Below are 19,133 nucleotides of genomic sequence, written 5' to 3'. Positions count from 1 at the left end.
CATGAAGACCGCGATCATCTCCCTGCTGGCCGTCGTCGTCATCGCGGCCGGTGTCGTCGTGTACGGCCTGAACACGGTGATGCGGCAGAACATCGCAGCCCAGGCCGGCACCTACGGTTACTGCGGTCCCGCGCTCGGCACCTGGGGCGGGACCGACGCCGGCCTCGGTGAGCGGGACGCCGCCGGTCTCACCGAGGAGTCGCTGACGATCACCGGTCAGATCATCACGATGGGCAAGCAGCGCGACCTCTCCCCCCGGGCCTGGCAGATCGCGATCCAGGCCGGGATGCAGGAGTCGCGGCTGCGCAACCTGACCTACGGCGACCGCGACTCGGTCGGCATCTTCCAGATCCGGGGCATGCACGGGTCGCTGGAGGACCGGCTCGACATCGCCTGGCAGATCACCTGGTTCTACGACACCCTGGAGCGGGTCGAGCGGTGGGAGGCGATGCGCCCCGGTGACGCCGCGCAGGCCGTCGAACGATCCGCCTACCCGGACAAGTACCACCGCTGGGAGTCGATGGCCGTCTTCCTGATCGACCAGCTCGGCGGCGTGGACGACATCTCCACCTGCGAGGAACTCCCGCCCGCCGACGAGCGGGCCACGCTGGCCATCCAGTACGCGGTCGACCAGATCGGCAAGCCCTACGTGTGGGGTGCCGCCGGCCCCAACACCTTCGACTGCTCCGGGCTCACCATGCGGGCCTGGGAGGCCGCCGGGGTCACCATCCCCAAGTACTCGCAGAGCCAGTACTTCCAGGGCGGCACCAAGATCCCGCTGGACCAGGCCAGACCGGGCGATCTCATCTTCTGGGGCGGTGGTCGGCAGCCCTCCAGCATCGACCACGTCGCCCTCTACATCGGCAACGACGAGGTGATCCACGCCCCGCAGCCGGGTGACGTGGTGAAGCGGGCCAAGATCTGGGACGGCGGCAAGCTCGTCGCGACCGCCATCCGTCCCGGGCCGAACGTGTCCCTTGTGTAATCGCACCTGACTGGAGGAGGCGCATGTTCCCGTCCGATCCCCTGTCCCGGCCGCCGAGCCCGCCGGCGTCGAGCTCACCGCTCCGGGACTACCTGGCCTCGACGCAGGCCCGGGCCAACACCGGGGTCGACCCGGCCTACGCCGTGCTGCCCCGGGTCCTGGTGGAGTCGATGCCCCTGCCCTGGCAACAACAGATGGTCCACCTGCTCGCCGAGTTCCACCAGGCCACCGGGCACCGCCCCTGGCCGCTCTACCGGGTCGTGCCGTCCCGGTCGGAGCGGCTGGTGGATCTCGACGAGGAGCAACTGGCCGAGATCGGTGCCCTGGTCGAGATCGACGCCGTCGGTGAGATCGTCTACCGCGAGCGGAACGGGCGTCGCATCGAGGAGCCGGAGCAGCAGCAGGTCCTCGTCGCCTGCCCGGACCCCCTGACCTCCGGCCGACCGGCCCCCGGGCGAGGGGCCGCCACGCCGGCCGGGGGCATCCCGGAACAGGGCGACCACGCCCCCGCCGCGGGTTGGTGACCGGCGCCCCGCCGCGACGCGGGGCGCCCGTCCAGCCGCCCGCTGCCCGGCGGGCGGCCGTGCGTCGGCTGACAACCGGCTCCGCCCGTGCCACGCTGGAGCGCGTGGTGGATCCGCAGGGCTGGTACTACTGCCTGAAGCACCGTGACGTGGAGCGCGGCGCCGGGTGTCGCGCGTTGGACCGACTCGGTCCGTACCCCGACGCGGCGAGCGCCGCGAACGCCCTGGAGATCGCGCGCCGCCGGACCGAGGAGGCGGACGAGGCGGACCGGGCCTGGAACGAGGACGAGGACTGAGCCGCCCGGCTCCGGTACGCCGACGGGTGGCGCGGAGGGGGCGGCGGGTGCGTGACGAACTGGGGGCCGAGGTGCCGTTGACCGGCCCGCCCCGCCGAGTCGTGTCACTGGTCCCCTCGATCACCGAGGCGGTCGCCGTCAGCGCGCCGGGACGGCTGGTCGGGGCCACCGAGTACTGCGCGCACCCGGCCGACCTCGACGTGAGCAGGGTCGGTGGGTCGAAGTACCCGGTGGTGGAGTCGGTGCTGGCCCTGGCCCCCGACCTGGTCCTCGCCAACGCCGAGGAGAACCGCCCCGACGACGTCGCGCGCCTCCGCGAGCGGGGTGTGCCCGTCTTCGTGACCGCCGCGCCGGAGAGCGTGCCCGCCGGACTGGAGTCCCTCCGCCGGGTCCTGGTGGACTGCCTCGGGCTCGGGGTGCCGGACTGGTGGTGGAAGGCGGCGTCCCGCTGGGAGGGCACGCTCGTCCGCCGCTGGACCGCCGTCATACCGGTGTGGCGACGTCCCTGGGTGGTGCTGGGCGGTCGCACCTTCGCCACCGACGTGCTCCGGCGGCTCGGCGTCGCCAACGCCTACGCGGACCTGGCCGACCGCTATCCCCGGCCGAAGCTGCCCGAGCTGGTCGCCCGGTTCGACAGCGGTGCCGCCGACCTGCTGGTGCTGCCCGACGAGCCCTACCGGTTCACCGGAACGGACGGCCCGGAGGCCTTCCCCGGGGTGCCGAGCGCCCTGGTGTCGGGACGCCACCTGACCTGGTACGGGCCCTCGCTGGTCGAGGCACCGGACGTCCTGCTCGACCAGCTCGCCGCCGCCGGCCGCTGAGGAGCTGGCGCTCCGCCGGGACGGGGTCCCCGTGGCCGGGACGACGGTTCGTGGGTGGTGGCCTCGGTGGCCCGCTCCGCGTCGTCGTGGCCGAGTCCCCTCGGCTCGCGCACCGAACGCGGCCTGGCGACCCGCGGCACCTGCCCCCGCGCTCCTCCCGCAGCCGGGCCTCCTGGTCGCGGTCGCCCGCGAGGACGGCGTGGCTCGCCGCCGACCCCTGGCGTGGCGGTCAGAGGAGGCCGCCAGGTCGCGACGCCGTTCTCGGGACGGCGACGGGCGTGCTGGGGGCTCTGCCGGAGGGCACGGCCGGGGTCCAGCCGCCGGACGACGCCCCGGGGTGCCAGCCGTCGCGGACGCCCCCGGGGTCCGCCGGCCCCGCCGAGGTCCGCGATCGGGAGCCGGCCGTTGGCTGGCGCGCCGCCGCGCCGGGGTCGCGACGGCGTCCCCGAGCGAACCGGACGAGCGCGGTGCGGGCGACCCGGTTGCTCCGGCTGGCGGGCCGACGACCGTCGATCGCGCGGGCGCGCTGCTCCGAGCGGTGGTGGTCGCCGCGCCCGGCCGGCGCAGCGCCACCCCGCGAACGGAGAGTGACCGCTGCTGACCAGTGGTGATGAGCTCCTGGTCGCGGGGGTGCGACCGGAGCTGCCGCCAGCGTTCCCACCGGCGCGAACGTAAGGTGAGGACATGGCGCGTGCGCAATTCGGTGCGGAGACCTCGACCGGGGGCGAGTTCGTCCGTCAGCCGAACAGGTTCACCCACCGGATCACGTCGGACGGTTCGTCCCCCTGGCCGGTCGAGGCGGGGCGGTACCGGCTCATCGTGTCCCTGGCCTGCCCCTGGGCCCACCGGGCACTGATCGTGCGTCGCCTGCTCGGCCTCGAACAGGCGATCTCGCTCGGGGTGGTGGACCCGATCCGGGACGAGCGGGGCTGGCGCTTCAGCCTGGACGAGGGGGGCCGCGACCCCGTGCTGGGCATCGAGTACCTCTCCGAGGCCTACCTGGCCACCGACCCGGAATTCCAGGGGCGGGTGACCGTGCCCTGCCTGGTCGACGTGCGCAGCGGCCAGGTCGTCACCAACGACTACCCGCGCATCACCCTGGACCTCGCCACCGAGTGGCGGGACCTGCACCGGCCCGGCGCGCCCGACCTCTACCCCGCGCCGTTCCGCGCGGAGATCGACCAGGTGAGCGAGCCGATCTTCCGGAACGTGAACAACGGGGTGTACCGCTGCGGGTTCGCCACCTCGCAGGAGGCGTACGAGGCCGCCTTCCACGACCTCTTCGGCGAGCTCGACCGGCTGTCCAACCGGCTGCTCGGCCAGCGCTACCTCGTGGGTGACTCGATCAGCGAGGCCGACATCCGGCTGTTCACCACCCTGGTCAGGTTCGACGCCGTCTACCACGGCCACTTCAAGTGCAACCGGCAGAAGCTCAGCGAGCTCCCGGTGCTCTGGGCCTACGCCAGGGACCTGTTCCAGACCCCCGGGTTCGGCGAGACGGTGAACTTCGACCACATCAAGCGGCACTACTACCAGACCCACGAGCAGCTCAACCCGAACCGCATCGTGCCGGCCGGGCCCGACCTCACCCGCTGGCACGACCCCCACGGCCGCGCCTCCCTCGGCGGCACGCCCTTCGGGGAGGGCACCCCGCCGACCGGGCTCTCGCTGATCTGACGGCGGTTCGGCCGTGACCTGGCGCCCCTGGCCCCGGTGCGCCCGCCGCTGGCCGCCTCGGCCAGCCGGGGACGGCGGTGCCGTCCCCGGGCCCGGACGGGGGCCAGGCCCGAGGACCGGGACGTGACGTCAGAAGGAGTGCTCCTCCGCCGGGAACCGCCCCGAGCGCACCTCCTCGGCGAACTCGGCCGCCGCGCCACCCAGCACCCCGGCCACGTCCGCGTACCGCTTCACGAAACGGGGTTTCCGGCCCTGGTTGAGGCCGGCCATGTCCTGCCACACCAGCACCTGGCCGTCGCAGTGCGGTCCGGCGCCGATGCCGACGGTGGGCACGGCCAGCTCCTTGGTGATCCGCTGCGCGACGTCGGCCGGCACCATCTCGAGGACGACCGCGAAAGCCCCGGCCTCCTGGAGGGCCAGCGCGTCGGCCAGCAGCTCCTCCGCGCCGTCGCCCCTGCCCTGCACCCGGTAGCCGCCCAGGCCGTGCTCGCTCTGCGGCGTGAAGCCCAGGTGTCCCATCACGGGGATGCCGGCCGCCACGAGCGCCTCGACCTGGCGGACGAACGGCCGGCCGCCCTCCAGCTTGACGGCGTGGGCGAGGCCCTCCTTCATCAGGCGGGTCGCGTTGGACATCGCCTGCTCCGGCGAGGCCTGGTAGGTCCCGAACGGCAGGTCCGCCACCACCAGGCTCCTGCTCACCGAGCGGGTGACGGCCCGGACCAGGGGCAGCATCTCCTCCATGCTCACCGGGAGGGAGCTCTCGTACCCGTACACGTTGTTGGCCGCGGAGTCACCCACCAACAGCACCGGGATACCCGCCTCGTCGAAGATCCGGGCGGTGTACATGTCGTAGGAGGTGAGCATCGGCCAGGTCTCGCCGCGCTCCTTCATCTCCCGCAGGTGGTGGATGCGCACCCGGCGGTGGGGCCTGCTCCTGGCGCCGGCGCCCGTCCCGTACGGAGCGGGCTGCTCCCGCTCCGCCGAATCACGAACAGCAGTCATCGTCGACCGTCCTCCCTCAAGGCCACCACGGGTCCCTGGGTCGTCGCGAAGTGGTTCCCCCGAAGGGTGGCACGGGCGCGCGCCCCCTACGCCCGGGTTGCGAGGGACCTCACAGCACGGGTCGACCCGGGCAGGAAGGGGAGGGGAAAAAGCCTCGTCCGGGGACGGTCCGTGCGACTAGCCTCGTGTCCCCGGCGGCGGGGCGGGCCCCTCCGCGCACGTCAGAGGAGGACACGTGACCCTCGACCGGCAGGACCCCGCCGAATCGGGTACCGACCGGGAGCTGTTGACGCAGTTCCTCGACTTCCACCGGGCGACCCTGCGGCTCAAGTGCGACGGGCTGAGCCCGGATCGGCTGGCCACCCGCTCGGCCCCGCCCTCGGTGCTGTCCCTGCTGGGCCTGGTCCGCCACCTCGCCGACGTCGAGCGGTACTGGTTCCGCCGCGTCCTCGGCCAGCAGGACCTGCCCGCGCGCTTCTATTCCACCGCCAACCGCGACGGGGACTTCCTCGACATCACCCCGGAGAACGTCACCGAGGCCGAGGTGGAGCGCGCGTGGGCCGCCTAGCGGGAGGAGGTCGACCACGCCAGGTCCCTGGTCGAGGCGACCGATCTCGACGCGCTCCGTCAGTGCCCGCCCGGGGACGGCCGCCAGGTCTCGTTGCGCTGGATCCTGGTCCACGTGGTGGAGGAGTACGCCCGGCACAACGGCCACGCCGACCTGCTCCGCGAGGCCCTGGACGGCACGGTCGGGGAGTGACTGGCGGCCACCGGGCAGCCGCCCGCCCTCCCCACCCACCACCCGTGCAGGGGGCCGATCCGGGTCAGGACCCGTTCGGCAGCGGCTCCCGCCAGCCGCTGGTGATCGGTAGCCGCCGGTCCCGACCGAAGGCCCGGAAGGTCGTCTTCGTCCCCGGCGGGTACTGGCGCCGCTTGTACTCCGCCCGGTCCACCAACCGGACCACCCGCTCCACGAGCTCGGCGTCGAACCCGTCGGCCACCAGCTCGGCCAGCCCCCGATCGCCCTCGATGTAGCCCTCCAGGACCGCGTCCAGCAGCTCGTAGTCGGGCAGCGAGTCGGTGTCGACCTGGCCGGGGCGCAACTCCGCCGACGGCGGCTTGCTGATCGAGTTCGGCGGGATCGGCGGGGTCTCCCCCCGGCGCTCCGCCTCCTCGTTCCGCCACAGCGCCAGCCGCCGCACCATCGTCTTGGGGACGTCCTTGATCGGGGCGAAGCCGCCGACCGCGTCCCCGTAGATGGTCGAGAAGCCGACCGCCAGCTCGGACTTGTTGCCCGTCGCGAGCACAAGGTGGCCGTCCTGGTTGGACAGCCCCATCAGCGTGACCCCTCGGCAGCGGGCCTGCACGTTCTCCTCGGCGAGCCCGGTCAGGCCGAGCTGGTCGACGAAGACGGCGACGCTGTCGACGATGGGCTGCGACGAGTAGTGCAGGCCGGTGCGCTCAGCCAGGTCGGCGGCATCGTCCCTCGAGTGGCCGGAGGAGTACCTGGAGGGCATGGAGACGCCGTGCACGCGGTCGGCGCCGAGCGCGTCGACCGCCAGCGCCGCGCACACCGCGGAGTCGATCCCGCCGGAGAGCCCCATCAGGACGGTGCGGAACCCGTTCTTCTCCACGTAGTCCCGCAGGCCCGTCACCAGCGCGCCCCACACCTCGGCGGACTCCGAGAGGGGCGCCGCGGGGGTGGGGGCGGCCGCCGCCGGGTACGGGGGGAGCGGGTCGTCGCCGATCACCCGGCGAACGACCTCGAAGCCCTCCCCGTCCGGCCCCCCTCCGGGGTTGCTGGCCAGGTCGAGGTCCACCACCAGCAGGTCCTCCTCGAAGCGGGGGGACCGGGCGAGCACGGCGCCGTCCCCACCGCACACCAGGGAGTCACCGTCGAAGACCAGTTCGTCCTGACCGCCCACGAGGTTGACGTAGGCCATCGGGACGCCGGTCCTGCTCGCGTAGCCCGAGACCAGGTCCCCCCGCGCGTCCCCCTTGGCGCGTTCGTAGGGCGAGCCGTTGACGCAGACAACCAGGTCCGCGCCCTCGGCCGCCAGGGCGTCGGCCGGTCCGGGGCGCTGCCAGATGTCCTCGCAGATCACGACGCCGAGGTCGACCCCGTGGAAGCGCACCACCGGCAGTCGGCGGCCTGGGCGGAAGTACCGGAACTCGTCGAACACGCCGTAGTTGGGCAGGTGGTGCTTCGCGTAGCGGGCCACGACCTCACCACCGTGCAGTAGTGCCGCCGCGTTCCTCGGCCCCTCCTCGTCGCGGTCCAGGTAGCCGACGACCACCAGGGCTTCGCCGCAGCCGGCCTCCCGCAGCCGGACGGCCAGCCGGTCCAGCTCGCCCCGGGAGCGGGCGGCGAAGGAGGACCGCAACGCCAGGTCCTCCACCGGGTACCCGGTGAGGACCATCTCCGGGAAGGCCACGAGGTGGGCGCCGGCCGCCACCGCCCGGCGGGACCAGTCGAGGACCAATTCCGCGTTACCCGTCACGTCGCCGACCTGAGCGTTCACCTGAGCCAGGGCTATCCGGAGCTGCGCCATGCGTTCATCTTCCGCCAGTCGGGGGACGGCCGGCCTACCGGGCGGCGAGGAGTGGCCCACCTCATGGCCGGCTCGTCCGTTCGACGGTCCCACGGTCCGTCGTCGTCACATCGGGGGCCAGTGGACCTTTCGCCGCGCCAGTGGACGTGCGTGCCACCCTGGCAGGATGAGCCGGGTGGGGAAGATCCGGACATGGGGCGCGATAGCCCTGGCGGCGGTGTGCGTCGCGTGCACCAGCCAGCCGACAGACGACCAGACGCCGGAGCCCTCGGCCGCGCAGCCGGGCCCGGCGGGAGCGGTGCCCGACGGCCTCGAGGACTACTACGGCCAGCCGGTCGAGTGGCGGGGCTGCGAGGACTTCGCCACCAGCCCGGAGGAGGAGACCGCCGTCGGCGCGGACGGTCTCGAGTGCGCCCACCTGCGGGTGCCGTTGGACTACGACGACCCCGAGGGCGAGGAGATCCGCCTCGGGGTGCTGCGGCGGCCGGCCGAGGACCCCGGCACCCGCATCGGGTCGCTCCTGGTCAACCCCGGCGGCCCCGGCGCGGGCGGGGTCCCGACGGCGGCCGCACTGGCCCCCGAGATCGCGGACACCGAACTCGGACGCCGCTTCGACCTCGTCGGGTTCGACCCGCGAGGCCTCGGCACCAGCGAACCCGCCCTCCAGTGCTGGACCACCGAGGAACGGGACGCCTACCGGGTCGACCAGGTGGCCGACGCCTCCCCGGAGGCCGTCGCCCGCAACGACGCCGACCAACGCGCCTACGCCGAGGCCTGCGAGCAGCGCAACGGCGCCGAGTTCCTCGCCTCCCTCGGAACCACCACGGTCGCCCGCGACCTGGACGTCCTGCGTTCCGCCCTCGGAGACGAGGGGCTGACCTACCTCGGCTACTCCTACGGGACCCGGCTGGGCAGCACCTACGCCGCCCTCTTCCCGGACAACGTGCGCGCCCTGGTCCTCGACGGCGCCCTCGACCCCGACGCGGACCCGGTCGAACAGCGCGTGGACCAGCAGGCCGGCTTCCAACTGGCCTTCGAGGCCTTCGCCGACTGGTGCGCCGAGCAGAGCCCGTGCGTGCTCGGTTCCGACCCCGACCAGGCGGTCGAGGTGTTCCGGGAGCTGGTGGACCCGCTCGCCGACCAACCCGCGGCCGCCGGCGAGCGGCTGCTGTCCTACCCCGACGCGATCACCGGCACCATCCAGAGCCTGTACGCCCAGGACTTCTGGCCGGTGCTGAACCAGGGGCTGATGCAGCTCTCCGTCGGTGACGGCAGCACCCTGCTGCTGCTCGCCGACGTCTACAACGGGCGATCGCCGACGGACGGCTCCTACAGCACCATGATGGACGGGTTCACCGCCGTGCGGTGCGTGGACGACCCGCCGATCATCGACGACGAGGTCCTCACCGAACTCGACCGGCGCGCTCGGGAGGCGGCCCCGTTCCTCGACGACGGTGGCGAGCCGGGCCCGCTGCGGGACGCCTGCGCGTTCTGGCCGGTGCCCCCGAACGAGGCCCCGCCCGCCCCGGACGCCGAGCGGCTCCCGACCACGCTCGTCGTCTCGGTCACCGGTGACCCGGCGACCCCCTACGAGGCCGGGGTCGAACTCGCCGACGCCCTGGGCGGACGACTGCTCACCTACGAGGGCAACCAGCACGGCGTCGTCCTCCAGGGGTCGGACTGCGTCGACGAGATCGCCACCGACTACCTGGTCGACCTCGACGCGCCCGCCGAGGACGTCACCTGCTGACCCGGGTGCCGCCCCGCCGGACTCGGCGGGGCGCAACACCCGGGTAACCGCCATTGCCTAGGCTGCCCCCATGGATCGCCAGCAGGACTTCGTGCTGCGGACGCTCGAGGAGCGCGACATCCGCTTCGTGCGGCTCTGGTTCACCGACGTGCTGGGCTTCCTCAAGTCCGTCGCGATCGCGCCGGCCGAGCTCGAGGGAGCCTTCGCCGAGGGCATCGGCTTCGACGGATCGGCCATCGAGGGCTTCGCCCGGGTGTACGAGTCCGACATGGTCGCCAGGCCGGACCCCTCGACCTTCCAGGTGTTGCCCTGGGAGACGGCCGACGGCCAGCACTACTCGGCGCGGATGTTCTGCGACATCACGATGCCGGACGGCTCCCCCTGCTGGGCCGACCCCCGGCACGTCCTGCGCCGGACGCTGTCCCGGGCCACCGAGTCCGGCTTCACCTGCTACGTCCACCCCGAGATCGAGTTCTACCTGCTCAAGGACCTGCCCGACGACGGCAACGAGCCCGTCCCCGCCGACTCGGGCGGCTACTTCGACCAGGCGAGCCACAACGCGGCCCCCCACTTCCGGCGTCACGCCATCGAGGCCTTGGAGGACATGGGCATCTCCGTCGAGTTCAGCCACCACGAGGCGGCACCCGGCCAGCAGGAGATCGACCTGCGCTACGCCGACGCGCTCACCATGGCCGACAACGTGATGACCTTCCGCTACGTGGTGAAGGAGGTCGCGATCAAACAGCAGGTCCGCGCCTCCTTCATGCCCAAACCGTTCACCGCGCACCCGGGCTCGGGGATGCACACCCACATGAGCCTGTTCGAGGGTGACCGGAACGCCTTCTACGACAGCGAGGACCCCTACGAACTGTCGGGCACCGGCAAGGCGTTCGTCGCCGGGCTGCTCCGCCACGCGAGGGAGATCACCGCCGTCACCAACCAGTGGGTGAACTCCTACAAGCGGCTCGTCGCCGGGGGAGAGGCCCCGACCGCCGTCTGCTGGGGGCACGCGAACCGCTCCGCGCTGGTCCGCGTCCCCATGTACTCCCCGGGGAAGGCCTCGTCCCGGCGGGTGGAGATCCGCAGCCTCGACTCGGCGTGCAACCCGTACCTCGCCTACGCGGTGACGCTCGCCGCCGGGCTCAAGGGCATCCAGGAGGGTTACGAGCTCCCACCGGCCACCGAGGACGACGTGTGGTCGTTGACGGAGTCGGAGCGCCGGGCGGCCGGTTACGCCAGCCTGCCGCAGAACCTGAACGAGGCCCTGGGCGAGCTGGAGTCCTCCGAACTCCTCGCGGAGACGCTCGGCGAGCACGTGTTCGACTTCTTCCTCCGGAACAAGCGCGCCGAGTGGGACGCCTACCGCAGCCACGTCACCCCCTACGAGCTGAGGACGTTGTTGCCGGTGCTGTGAGGGGCGGACCAGGGGAAACCGGCTCAGCACGACCAACGGTCCCGCGCGGACGATAGATTCGGCGCCGTGAGCGAGCTCCCTGCCAACGGCAAGAATCCCGCCGGGGCGTCGCCCTCGGCGTCACCCGTGCCCGCCGACCAGCCGACCACGGACGACGAGTCGGCGGCCTGGTTCGACCACTCGACCGCTCCGAACGGGGAACCCGCAGCCGACCGAGCGCACCGGGGGCCGGCAGGGACACCGCCCAACGCCTTCGGCGCGTTGCGACGAACCCTGCCACCGCGCCCACCCGCCGACCAGCAGGGCGGTGATCCCAGGCAGGAGCAGCGGACGTCCTCGCTGTTCACCCCGGCGATGCCCGTCGACGGACCGCCCATGCCCCCGCCGCCCGGCACCGTTCCGGGGCCTGGGCTGCCCGCCCCACCCGGTCCCGCGCCCCAGCAGGCCCCACCGGCCCGCGCGGCGGGTCGGCCACCGGGGCCAGCCCCGGCCGGTCCGCCGTCCCGGCCGCCCACCCCCGTGGAACCGCCGCCCGACGCCGTCACCTCGCCGCTGCCCAAACGGGGTGCGCGGCGCCCGGAGCCACCGCTGGCGACCGGAACGGCTCCCACCGAGCCGTTGCCCGCCTTCCCCCCGACGCCGGTGGTCCCCCCACCGTCCAGGGAGGAACACGCCCCTCCCGCGCCGAGGAACACCGAACCGCGCCCTGGTCCCGGCGGCGCCACGCCGGCCACCCCGGGCGCCCAGCCCACTGCGCGCCCCGCCGCGCCACCGGCAGTGCCTGGACCGCCACCGGCAGCGTCGGCCGCGCCACCCGCGGCGACGACGGACGCCGCCGCTCCGACGAACGCGCCGCCGGCGGCTCCACCGGCAGCTCCGACGAACGCGACGGCGGCACCCGCCACCCCACCGCACACCGGGGCGGTGCCGCCCACCCCGCCGCCCCCGGCGGCACCGCGACCGAGCGCCACCGCGCCGCACCAGGCCGAGCCGGCCCCACCCCCCGCGCCCCGGGAGGGGACGACGGGCAACGGGCAGGGGCGGGACGCCCAGCCCGCCCAGCCCTCGGCCGGCGCAGCGGCCGGACCGGTGCCCACCGAGGACACCCGGCCGCCCGAGCCGGAGCAGGTGAGCTCCGAACCGGAACCCCGCACCGAGATGCTGCGCCGGTGGCCGCCGGCGGACGTCGACTCCCTGGACGACTCCCAGGACGACTCCACGGAGGACAGCCTCGAACTGGCCGAGCAACCCGCGGACCGCCCCCGGGACACGCCACGACGTCCCGTCACCGTGTGCACGGTCGCGCTCCCCGGTGAGCGGGCGGCGGCCAGCGTGCTCCGGGACTCCCTTCGGGACCACCACCCAGAGGCCCGGTTCGTCACCCTCACGATCTCCACGGCCCCACCGGAGACCGGCGACGACCCCGTGCTCACCCCCACCGACATCGGACTCGGCGTGGAGGAGTTCCACCGCCTCGCCACGTCCTGCGATCCCGAGCAGCTGCGAGCCGTGCTCCGGCCCCGCCTGCTCGCCCACCTGGTGCGCGGCGGCGAACCGGTGCTGTGCCTCGACCCCTGGGTGCTGGTCGTGGGCCCGGTGCTCGACGCGGTGGCCGAGGCGGTCGCGGAGCGCCCGGTGGTGCTCGTGCCCAGGACCCTGGACCCAGTGCCCTCGGACGGACTCCGTCCCACCCCGGCTGAGTTCGCCTCCGCGGGCACCTTCGACCCGGGGTTGGTGGCCGTCGGTCCCGGCGCCGAACGGTTCCTGACCGACTGGGCCGCGCAGCTTCGGGCGGTGCCGGGCGCGTCCAGCGCCCTCGACGCGGCACCCGGACTCGTCGAACACCGGGTACTGCGCGACCGGGGCATCGGGTTGTCGGTGTGGAACGCGGACCGTCGACCGCTGGGACGGGACATCGACGGCCGGGTGACGGTGGACGGGCGACCACTGCGGACCATCCACTTCGGAGGGTTCGACCCGCACCGCCCCTGGCTGCTGTCCACGGTCTTCGGCGACCGGCCCCGGGTCCTCCTCTCCGAACACCCGGAACTCGCGGCGCTGTGCGCCACCTACCGCGCTCGCCTGGTGCGCGCGGCCGATCCCGCCGAGGCGCACCTCGGGTTCCGGGAGGTGCCGGACGGCAGCGGGCTGGAGATCCCGCCACACCTGCGACAGCAGTTCCACGAGTGCTGGCGACGGGCACTGGCCACCGGCGGTGAGGCCCCACCACCCGCGTTCGGCGCTCCCAGCGGCGGAGTGGCCGCTGCCACCGCGTTCCTGCGGTGGGCCGCCCAGCCCCCCGAGCCGGACGACCGGACGGGACGCCGCGACACCTCGGGCGTCAGCCGGTGGACCTGGGCGGTCTGGCTCGCCGACCGCCGACTCCAGGTTGACTTCCCCGACCCCTGCGGAACGGACCGCGCCGCCTACCGGGACTGGTGCGCCGGGCCGGGAGTCGCGGCCGGGCGGATCCACCCCGAGGTGTTGCCCGCGTCGGGGGCCGGCGCCAGTCCGACGCTGCTCGACCAGCTCGGGGTGTGCGTCCTCGGTGCGGGGGAACTCGCCGACCGCGTGCGGCTGGCGGTCGAGCACTCCGGCCTGCCGACCGCCGACGAACCCCTGTACCCGGTGGTGCTGGCCTGCGGGCCGGACGCCCCGGTCCCCTCGGACCGTTCGGTCATCCGGATCAGTGCGGACGGGGCGCCCTTCGCCCCTGGGGTGTCCGAGCTGTGGGTGCTCTCCGAAGCCTCCCGCCGGCTGGCCGCCCGGGGGACGAACCGGCCCGTCCGCACGGTCGTGCTCCCCGTCGCCGACCGGGGGGAGATCGACGAGACGGCCCGCGCCGCGGCCCGGGCACGGTGGGGCATCCCCGAGGGGACCGTGTTCTGCTCGTCGGCCGACCACGCCGACGAACGGCGGACCAACCCGCTCGGCGTGGTCGCGGCCTTCCTCGCGGCCTTCCCGGACCGCAGGGACGTCCGTCTGGTGCTCCGGGTGTCCGGCGCGGCCGACTTCCCCGAGTCCGCCGAACGGCTCCGGCTGGCCACCGCCAACGATCCCAGGGTCCTCCTCTTCGCGGCGGCGGACCTGACCGCGGACGACCTCGTCGACATCGCCGACTGCGTCGTCTCCCTGCACCGGGGCGGTGGCGACGGGGCTGGCGACGCGGTCGCCGCCTGGCTCCTGGGGGTCGCGGCCCGAGGAGTGCCCGTGGTCTGCACCGACCAGGGCGCGACCACCGAGCAGCTGGGCCGGCGGAGCGCGGCGTTCGTGCCCTGCCTGGACGGCGGGGCCGAGCCGGACGGCCGGTCGGCCGCCGACCTGCTCCGGCACCTCGCGGACAGCCCCGAGGTCCGGGTGGAACTGGGCCAGGCTGGGCGCTCCGACGTCACCGCCCGGTACGGGGCTCACCCGACGGGGGAGGCCGTGCGGGGAATGGTCGAGCAGACCTACCGGGCGTGGCGGGCGGGCCGGGCACAGGCGCCGGTCGTGGCGGAGGACCCGCTGCGGGCGCTGGTGGTCGCGCGCCACGCGCTGCTGCGTCCCGTCGACGTCGGGGGGACCACGAGCAAGGTCCCGATCGCCCCGGCCCTCCGCAAGGCGGTCCTCCGGGTGCTCCACCACTACGACACCCACATGCGGGAGTTGCTCACGGCGCTGGTGGACGGGGTGGAGCGAACGGCCCGCGACCTCGTCGCCCGGCAGGACGACGCCGACCGGGACACCAACGCCGTCGACGTCGAGGCGTTGCGCGCCGAGCTCGCCACCGTCGTCGGCCGGCAGGGCGACCTCGCGGAGCACCTCGTCGGCGCCGACGACGCGGTGGTGCGCGCGCGGGCCGACCTCGCCGCCCAGCAGCAGCGGCTGCGTGTCGTGGAGGAGGCGGTGACCACCGACTCGGAGCGCCGCGATCGCCAGGTGGAGCTGCTCGCCGAACGCCTCGACGGGCTGGCCGGGGTCCTCGACCGGACCTTGGACCGGATCGACGCCGTCGAGGCGCGGTTGACCGAGGCCATGCGGGACCGGGACGGTCGCCTCGAGTCCCGGATGCGCCACGTCGACCACGCCGTGCGCACCTCGGACGCGTTGCGGCGCGTGGTGGTGCGCGAGCACCAGCGGCAACACCCCGCACCCGTCGAGGGCGCCACCTCGATGGTGCTCTGCGACGCCGGGCTGTTCCGGTTGCCCGCCCACGACGGCGTGATGCTGCCGTGGCTGTCCAGCCACGGCGTGTGGGAACCGGACGTCTCCACCGCCTTGGACGGGCTGCTCGAACCCGACGGGGTGTTCCTCGACGTGGGAGCGCACGTCGGGTACCAGACGACGAGGGTGCTGAGCAGGCTCGGCGCGAACGGGAGGGTGGTGGCGGTCGAGCCCTGCCCGGAGGCGGGCGCGCTCCTGCGGCACAACGTGGAGCTGAACATCGTGCCGGAGAACGCGGGGAGGCTGACGGTCGTCGAGGCGGCGGCGTGGGACCAGGCGACGCGGCTGGTCGCCGAGCCCGACCCGGGCGGGGGGCTGCGCGTGCGCTCCGGGGCGGACGGGGTGCCGACCACCTCACCGGGCGACCCGGAGCGGGACGAGAACGGGTTCCCCGCCGAAGGCCCCGCGTCCACTCCGGACGGAACCGGGACCACGGCTCCCGGTGCGGTGCCAGTCCCCGAGACCGTGCGCGGGGTGCGGCTCGACGAGGAGTTGGTCGGTCTCCAGGCCTTCGAACACGGCCGGTTGTCGGTGGTGCGGGTCGACACCCCGGGCAGCACCTGGCGCGCGCTGCGCGGGCTGTCGCGGTTGCTCCGGCGGGACCACCCCTCGGTCGTCTGCTCGATGTCGGTCGTGGACGGGAGCGAGCTGGGAGACGACCCGGCAGCCGCCCTGGACGAGATGCGGTCCTGGGGGTACGAGCTGGCCCGGTTGGACGGTGGCCCGGCGCTGGAACCGGCGGAGGTGCTCCGCTGGGGGCGGGAGGCCGGCGGCCGGGTTCGCCTGTTGCTGCGTCCCCGGGAGACGCGGGCACCAGGCGTGTGAGGGGGAGCGGGTCCCGGGGCACGCGCTGCCCCGGGACCCGCTCCGACCGGCCGGGAGGCGGTCGGAGCGGCGGTCGGTTTGACGGGGAGTGGGCTGGCTGGCTAGTCTTGCCCACGCCGCGAACGCGTCGGACGGAACAGGACTTCGGAGCCTGGCGAGGACGGCGACGAGCGACTGGGGCCGAGCGGGTTGACATCGCGATCACGGACCCGGTATTGTTGCGCGGCAGCCAGGCAGGGACCACGACGGTAGTCGTGGGATGAGCACGGACTGGCGACTCCCACTCCCAAGGTTCGACAGGGACGGGATCGTCATGCGTGGTCCACCTGACTGGCGTATCTCGTCCAGTGCGAGGACATCGCGTGAGCGGTGCTACTCGTCGGGTGCGGTACTCGGAGGAGGGGCCACCCCCATCGGGGGTGAGGATCTCCGCCTGGTAGCGTTCCCGGGCGTTGAAAACAGCAACACCACTGAGCAGCTCGGACCTGACACGGATCTGGCGAGGCCAAGACGCGGCCCCCGAACGCGACAGGGAAAAGCAGCCCAGTACGCTCCACATTGACAACAACAAAGCCAGGAGTTCACCGCCAACCGGTCGAAAGCGCCGAGTTGACGGAACGAACGAAGATCGGTTACGTTGACCCGGAACCGGAAAACACCGCACACACGGTGCTGCCCGGAACCACACATTGACAACACAGTTCCACGATATTCGGAAACGGTCGTGACCAGGCCAAACCCGGTGAACACCGGATTTGACACCAGGAAACACCGACCGATACGGTGGAACGGCCAGACCGGAAAGAAACACCGGTCCACCGGAAACGGTGCACGGTTCACCACGGTGACACCGACACCCCCCGGGAAACACCGGAAACACGGTCTGGTAGCGTTGACAACACAACACGACGGAAACAGCGACGGCTTCCCGGAAGGGTGGTCAACGGTGATTCCGGTTCCGCTGAGAAAACGGCGGTTTCCACGGAAACCCCGGATTTGACCCGGTGGAAACGGAAATGCTAAGCTGGTTCCAGCGAAAAACGGGAACTCCCTGAAACACCGGATGGGACATCACGGGAACGTGGTGGTGGGGGTTACCGGACACAAGCTTCAGATACGAGAAGAGTGCGTCCCAGGACGACGGGCCCACGATGTGGGTGTGGGGTTCTGGTGTGGCGTGTGTTCTTTGAGAACTCAACAGTGTACCGATATAATAGCCAGTAGAGCTAAATATGAACCCTCGTTAGAGGAGTTCCTTTGAGTGACGGTGGCATTCCCTGCCCTCCGGGGTGGGTGTGAGTGTCATGCGTCGAATGTAACAGAATCAAACCTTTATGGAGAGTTTGATCCTGGCTCAGGACGAACGCTGGCGGCGTGCTTAACACATGCAAGTCGAGCGGTAAGGCCCTTCGGGGTACACGAGCGGCGAACGGGTGAGTAACACGTGGGCAACCTGCCCTGCACTCTGGGATAACCTCGGGAAACCGGGGCTAATACCGGATACGACCTTCCCCCGCATGGGGGTGGGTGGAAAGTTCCGGCGGTGCAGGATGGGCCCGCGGCCTATCAGCTTGTTGGTGGGGTAATGGCCTACCAAGGCGACGACGGGTAGCCGGCCTGAGAGGGCGACCGGCCACACTGGGACTGAGATACGGCCCAGACTCCTACGGGAGGCAGCAGTGGGGAATATTGCGCAATGGGCGAAAGCCTGACGCAGCGACGCCGCGTGAGGGATGACGGCCTTCGGGTTGTAAACCTCTTTCAGCGCCGAAGAAGCGAAAGTGACGGTAGGCGCAGAAGAAGCACCGGCTAACTACGTGCCAGCAGCCGCGGTAATACGTAGGGTGCGAGCGTTGTCCGGAATTATTGGGCGTAAAGAGCTCGTAGGCGGTTTGTCGCGTCGACTGTGAAAACCTACAGCTTAACTGTGGGCGTGCAGTCGATACGGGCAGACTTGAGTTCGGTAGGGGAGACTGGAATTCCTGGTGTAGCGGTGGAATGCGCAGATATCAGGAGGAACACCGGTGGCGAAGGCGGGTCTCTGGGCCGATACTGACGCTGAGGAGCGAAAGCGTGGGGAGCGAACAGGATTAGATACCCTGGTAGTCCACGCCGTAAACGGTGGGCGCTAGGTGTGGGGGATTTCCACGTCCTCCGTGCCGTAGCTAACGCATTAAGCGCCCCGCCTGGGGAGTACGGCCGCAAGGCTAAAACTCAAAGGAATTGACGGGGGCCCGCACAAGCGGCGGAGCATGTGGATTAATTCGATGCAACGCGAAGAACCTTACCTGGGTTTGACATGCACTGGATCGCCTCAGAGATGGGGTTTCCGTAAGGTCAGTGTGCAGGTGGTGCATGGCTGTCGTCAGCTCGTGTCGTGAGATGTTGGGTTAAGTCCCGCAACGAGCGCAACCCTTGTTCCATGTTGCCAGCACGTAATGGTGGGGACTCATGGGAGACTGCCGGGGTCAACTCGGAGGAAGGTGGGGATGAGGTCAAGTCATCATGCCCCTTATGTCCAGGGCTTCACACATGCTACAATGGCCGGTACAGAGGGCTGCGAAATCGCAAGGTGGAGCGAATCTCTTAAAGCCGGTCTCAGTTCGGATCGGGGTCTGCAACTCGACCCCGTGAAGTCGGAGTCGCTAGTAATCGCAGATCAGCAACGCTGCGGTGAATACGTTCCCGGGCCTTGTACACACCGCCCGTCACGTCATGAAAGTCGGTAACACCCGAAGCCCGTGGCCCAACCCTTGTGGGGGGAGCGGTCGAAGGTGGGACTGGCGATTGGGACGAAGTCGTAACAAGGTAGCCGTACCGGAAGGTGCGGCTGGATCACCTCCTTTCTAAGGAGCATGTATCCCACTGCTTCGGTGGTGGGGTGGTCACTGTCTCAGGCGTGTGTTCTGGGGGTGACTGCTCAGTGGAATTGTGGACTGCTGGTTACCCGCATGGCTGTTCTGCTGTGTGGTGGTGAGTACGGCTCCTGCTTTCGGGTGGGGGTGGGGAAAGCTGCTGTGTGGTGGGGTGGTGGTGTGGTCGGTGCACTGTTGGGTCCTGAGGGAACACGCGTGGTGCGTGGGT

Annotated in this window: 10 protein-coding genes, 1 rRNA gene and 1 pseudogene; 10 read left to right on the top strand and 2 right to left on the bottom strand. The window is 71.8% G+C overall.

Going from position 1 to position 19,133, the window contains the following annotated elements:
- The first annotated feature begins 1 nt into the window (after position 1).
- The 5 genes from C1701_RS05815 to C1701_RS05795 all read left to right on the top strand — a co-directional run bounded on the left by C1701_RS05815 (position 2) and on the right by C1701_RS05795 (position 4,303).
- Positions 2–985, top strand: a complete 984-nt coding sequence (locus C1701_RS05815) for a C40 family peptidase (protein ID WP_026417046.1) — start codon at positions 2–4, stop codon at positions 983–985.
- Positions 986–1,008: 23 nt separating this feature from the next.
- Complete coding sequence (locus C1701_RS05810; RefSeq protein ID WP_026417045.1) at positions 1,009–1,509, top strand: hypothetical protein; 501 nt, start codon at positions 1,009–1,011, stop codon at positions 1,507–1,509.
- A gap of 104 nt (positions 1,510–1,613) precedes the next feature.
- Complete coding sequence (locus C1701_RS05805; protein ID WP_026417044.1) at positions 1,614–1,805, top strand: hypothetical protein; 192 nt, start codon at positions 1,614–1,616, stop codon at positions 1,803–1,805.
- Positions 1,806–1,852: 47 nt separating this feature from the next.
- Positions 1,853–2,626 carry a helical backbone metal receptor gene (locus C1701_RS05800; RefSeq protein WP_026417043.1) on the top strand — a complete coding sequence of 258 codons (774 nt, stop codon included), beginning with the start codon at positions 1,853–1,855 and terminating at the stop codon, positions 2,624–2,626.
- A 684-nt stretch (positions 2,627–3,310) separates the two neighbouring features.
- A complete protein-coding gene (locus tag C1701_RS05795; RefSeq protein ID WP_026417042.1) occupies positions 3,311–4,303 on the top strand; it encodes a glutathione S-transferase family protein in 993 nt (330 codons plus the stop codon).
- 129 nt (positions 4,304–4,432) lie between these two features.
- On the opposite strand, the gene panB is transcribed toward C1701_RS05795, so the two are convergent.
- Positions 4,433–5,305 (bottom strand): 3-methyl-2-oxobutanoate hydroxymethyltransferase, encoded by an 873-nt coding sequence (panB, locus tag C1701_RS05790; protein ID WP_026417041.1) that lies wholly within the window; start codon positions 5,303–5,305, stop codon positions 4,433–4,435.
- A 235-nt stretch (positions 5,306–5,540) separates the two neighbouring features.
- On the opposite strand from panB, the pseudogene C1701_RS05785 reads away from it, so the two are divergent.
- Positions 5,541–6,065 (top strand): annotated as a pseudogene (locus tag C1701_RS05785) (DinB family protein).
- A 64-nt stretch (positions 6,066–6,129) separates the two neighbouring features.
- Here the strand turns inward: C1701_RS05785 and C1701_RS05780 are convergent.
- Positions 6,130–7,857, bottom strand: a complete 1,728-nt coding sequence (locus tag C1701_RS05780; protein ID WP_103055650.1) for an NAD+ synthase — start codon at positions 7,855–7,857, stop codon at positions 6,130–6,132.
- A gap of 166 nt (positions 7,858–8,023) precedes the next feature.
- On the opposite strand from C1701_RS05780, the gene C1701_RS05775 reads away from it, so the two are divergent.
- From C1701_RS05775 to C1701_RS05755, 4 genes are all read left to right on the top strand, one after another.
- Positions 8,024–9,607: an alpha/beta hydrolase gene (locus C1701_RS05775; RefSeq protein ID WP_103055649.1), complete on the top strand. Its 1,584-nt coding sequence runs from the start codon at positions 8,024–8,026 to the stop codon at positions 9,605–9,607.
- Positions 9,608–9,677: 70 nt separating this feature from the next.
- Entirely contained in the window at positions 9,678–11,021 is a 1,344-nt protein-coding gene (locus tag C1701_RS05770; RefSeq protein ID WP_026417037.1) for a glutamine synthetase family protein, read from the top strand.
- 66 nt (positions 11,022–11,087) lie between these two features.
- Entirely contained in the window at positions 11,088–16,049 is a 4,962-nt protein-coding gene (locus C1701_RS05760; RefSeq protein ID WP_337662162.1) for an FkbM family methyltransferase, read from the top strand.
- Positions 16,050–17,380: 1,331 nt separating this feature from the next.
- Positions 17,381–18,895 (top strand): 16S ribosomal RNA (locus C1701_RS05755).
- Positions 18,896–19,133: the final 238 nt, after the last annotated feature.

Origin of the sequence: Actinoalloteichus sp. AHMU CJ021 (assembly GCF_002895405.1) — a bacterium.
Lineage (GTDB): Bacteria > Actinomycetota > Actinomycetes > Mycobacteriales > Pseudonocardiaceae > Actinoalloteichus_B > Actinoalloteichus_B caeruleus.
This window is presented reverse-complemented; position numbering and strand designations above follow the sequence as displayed.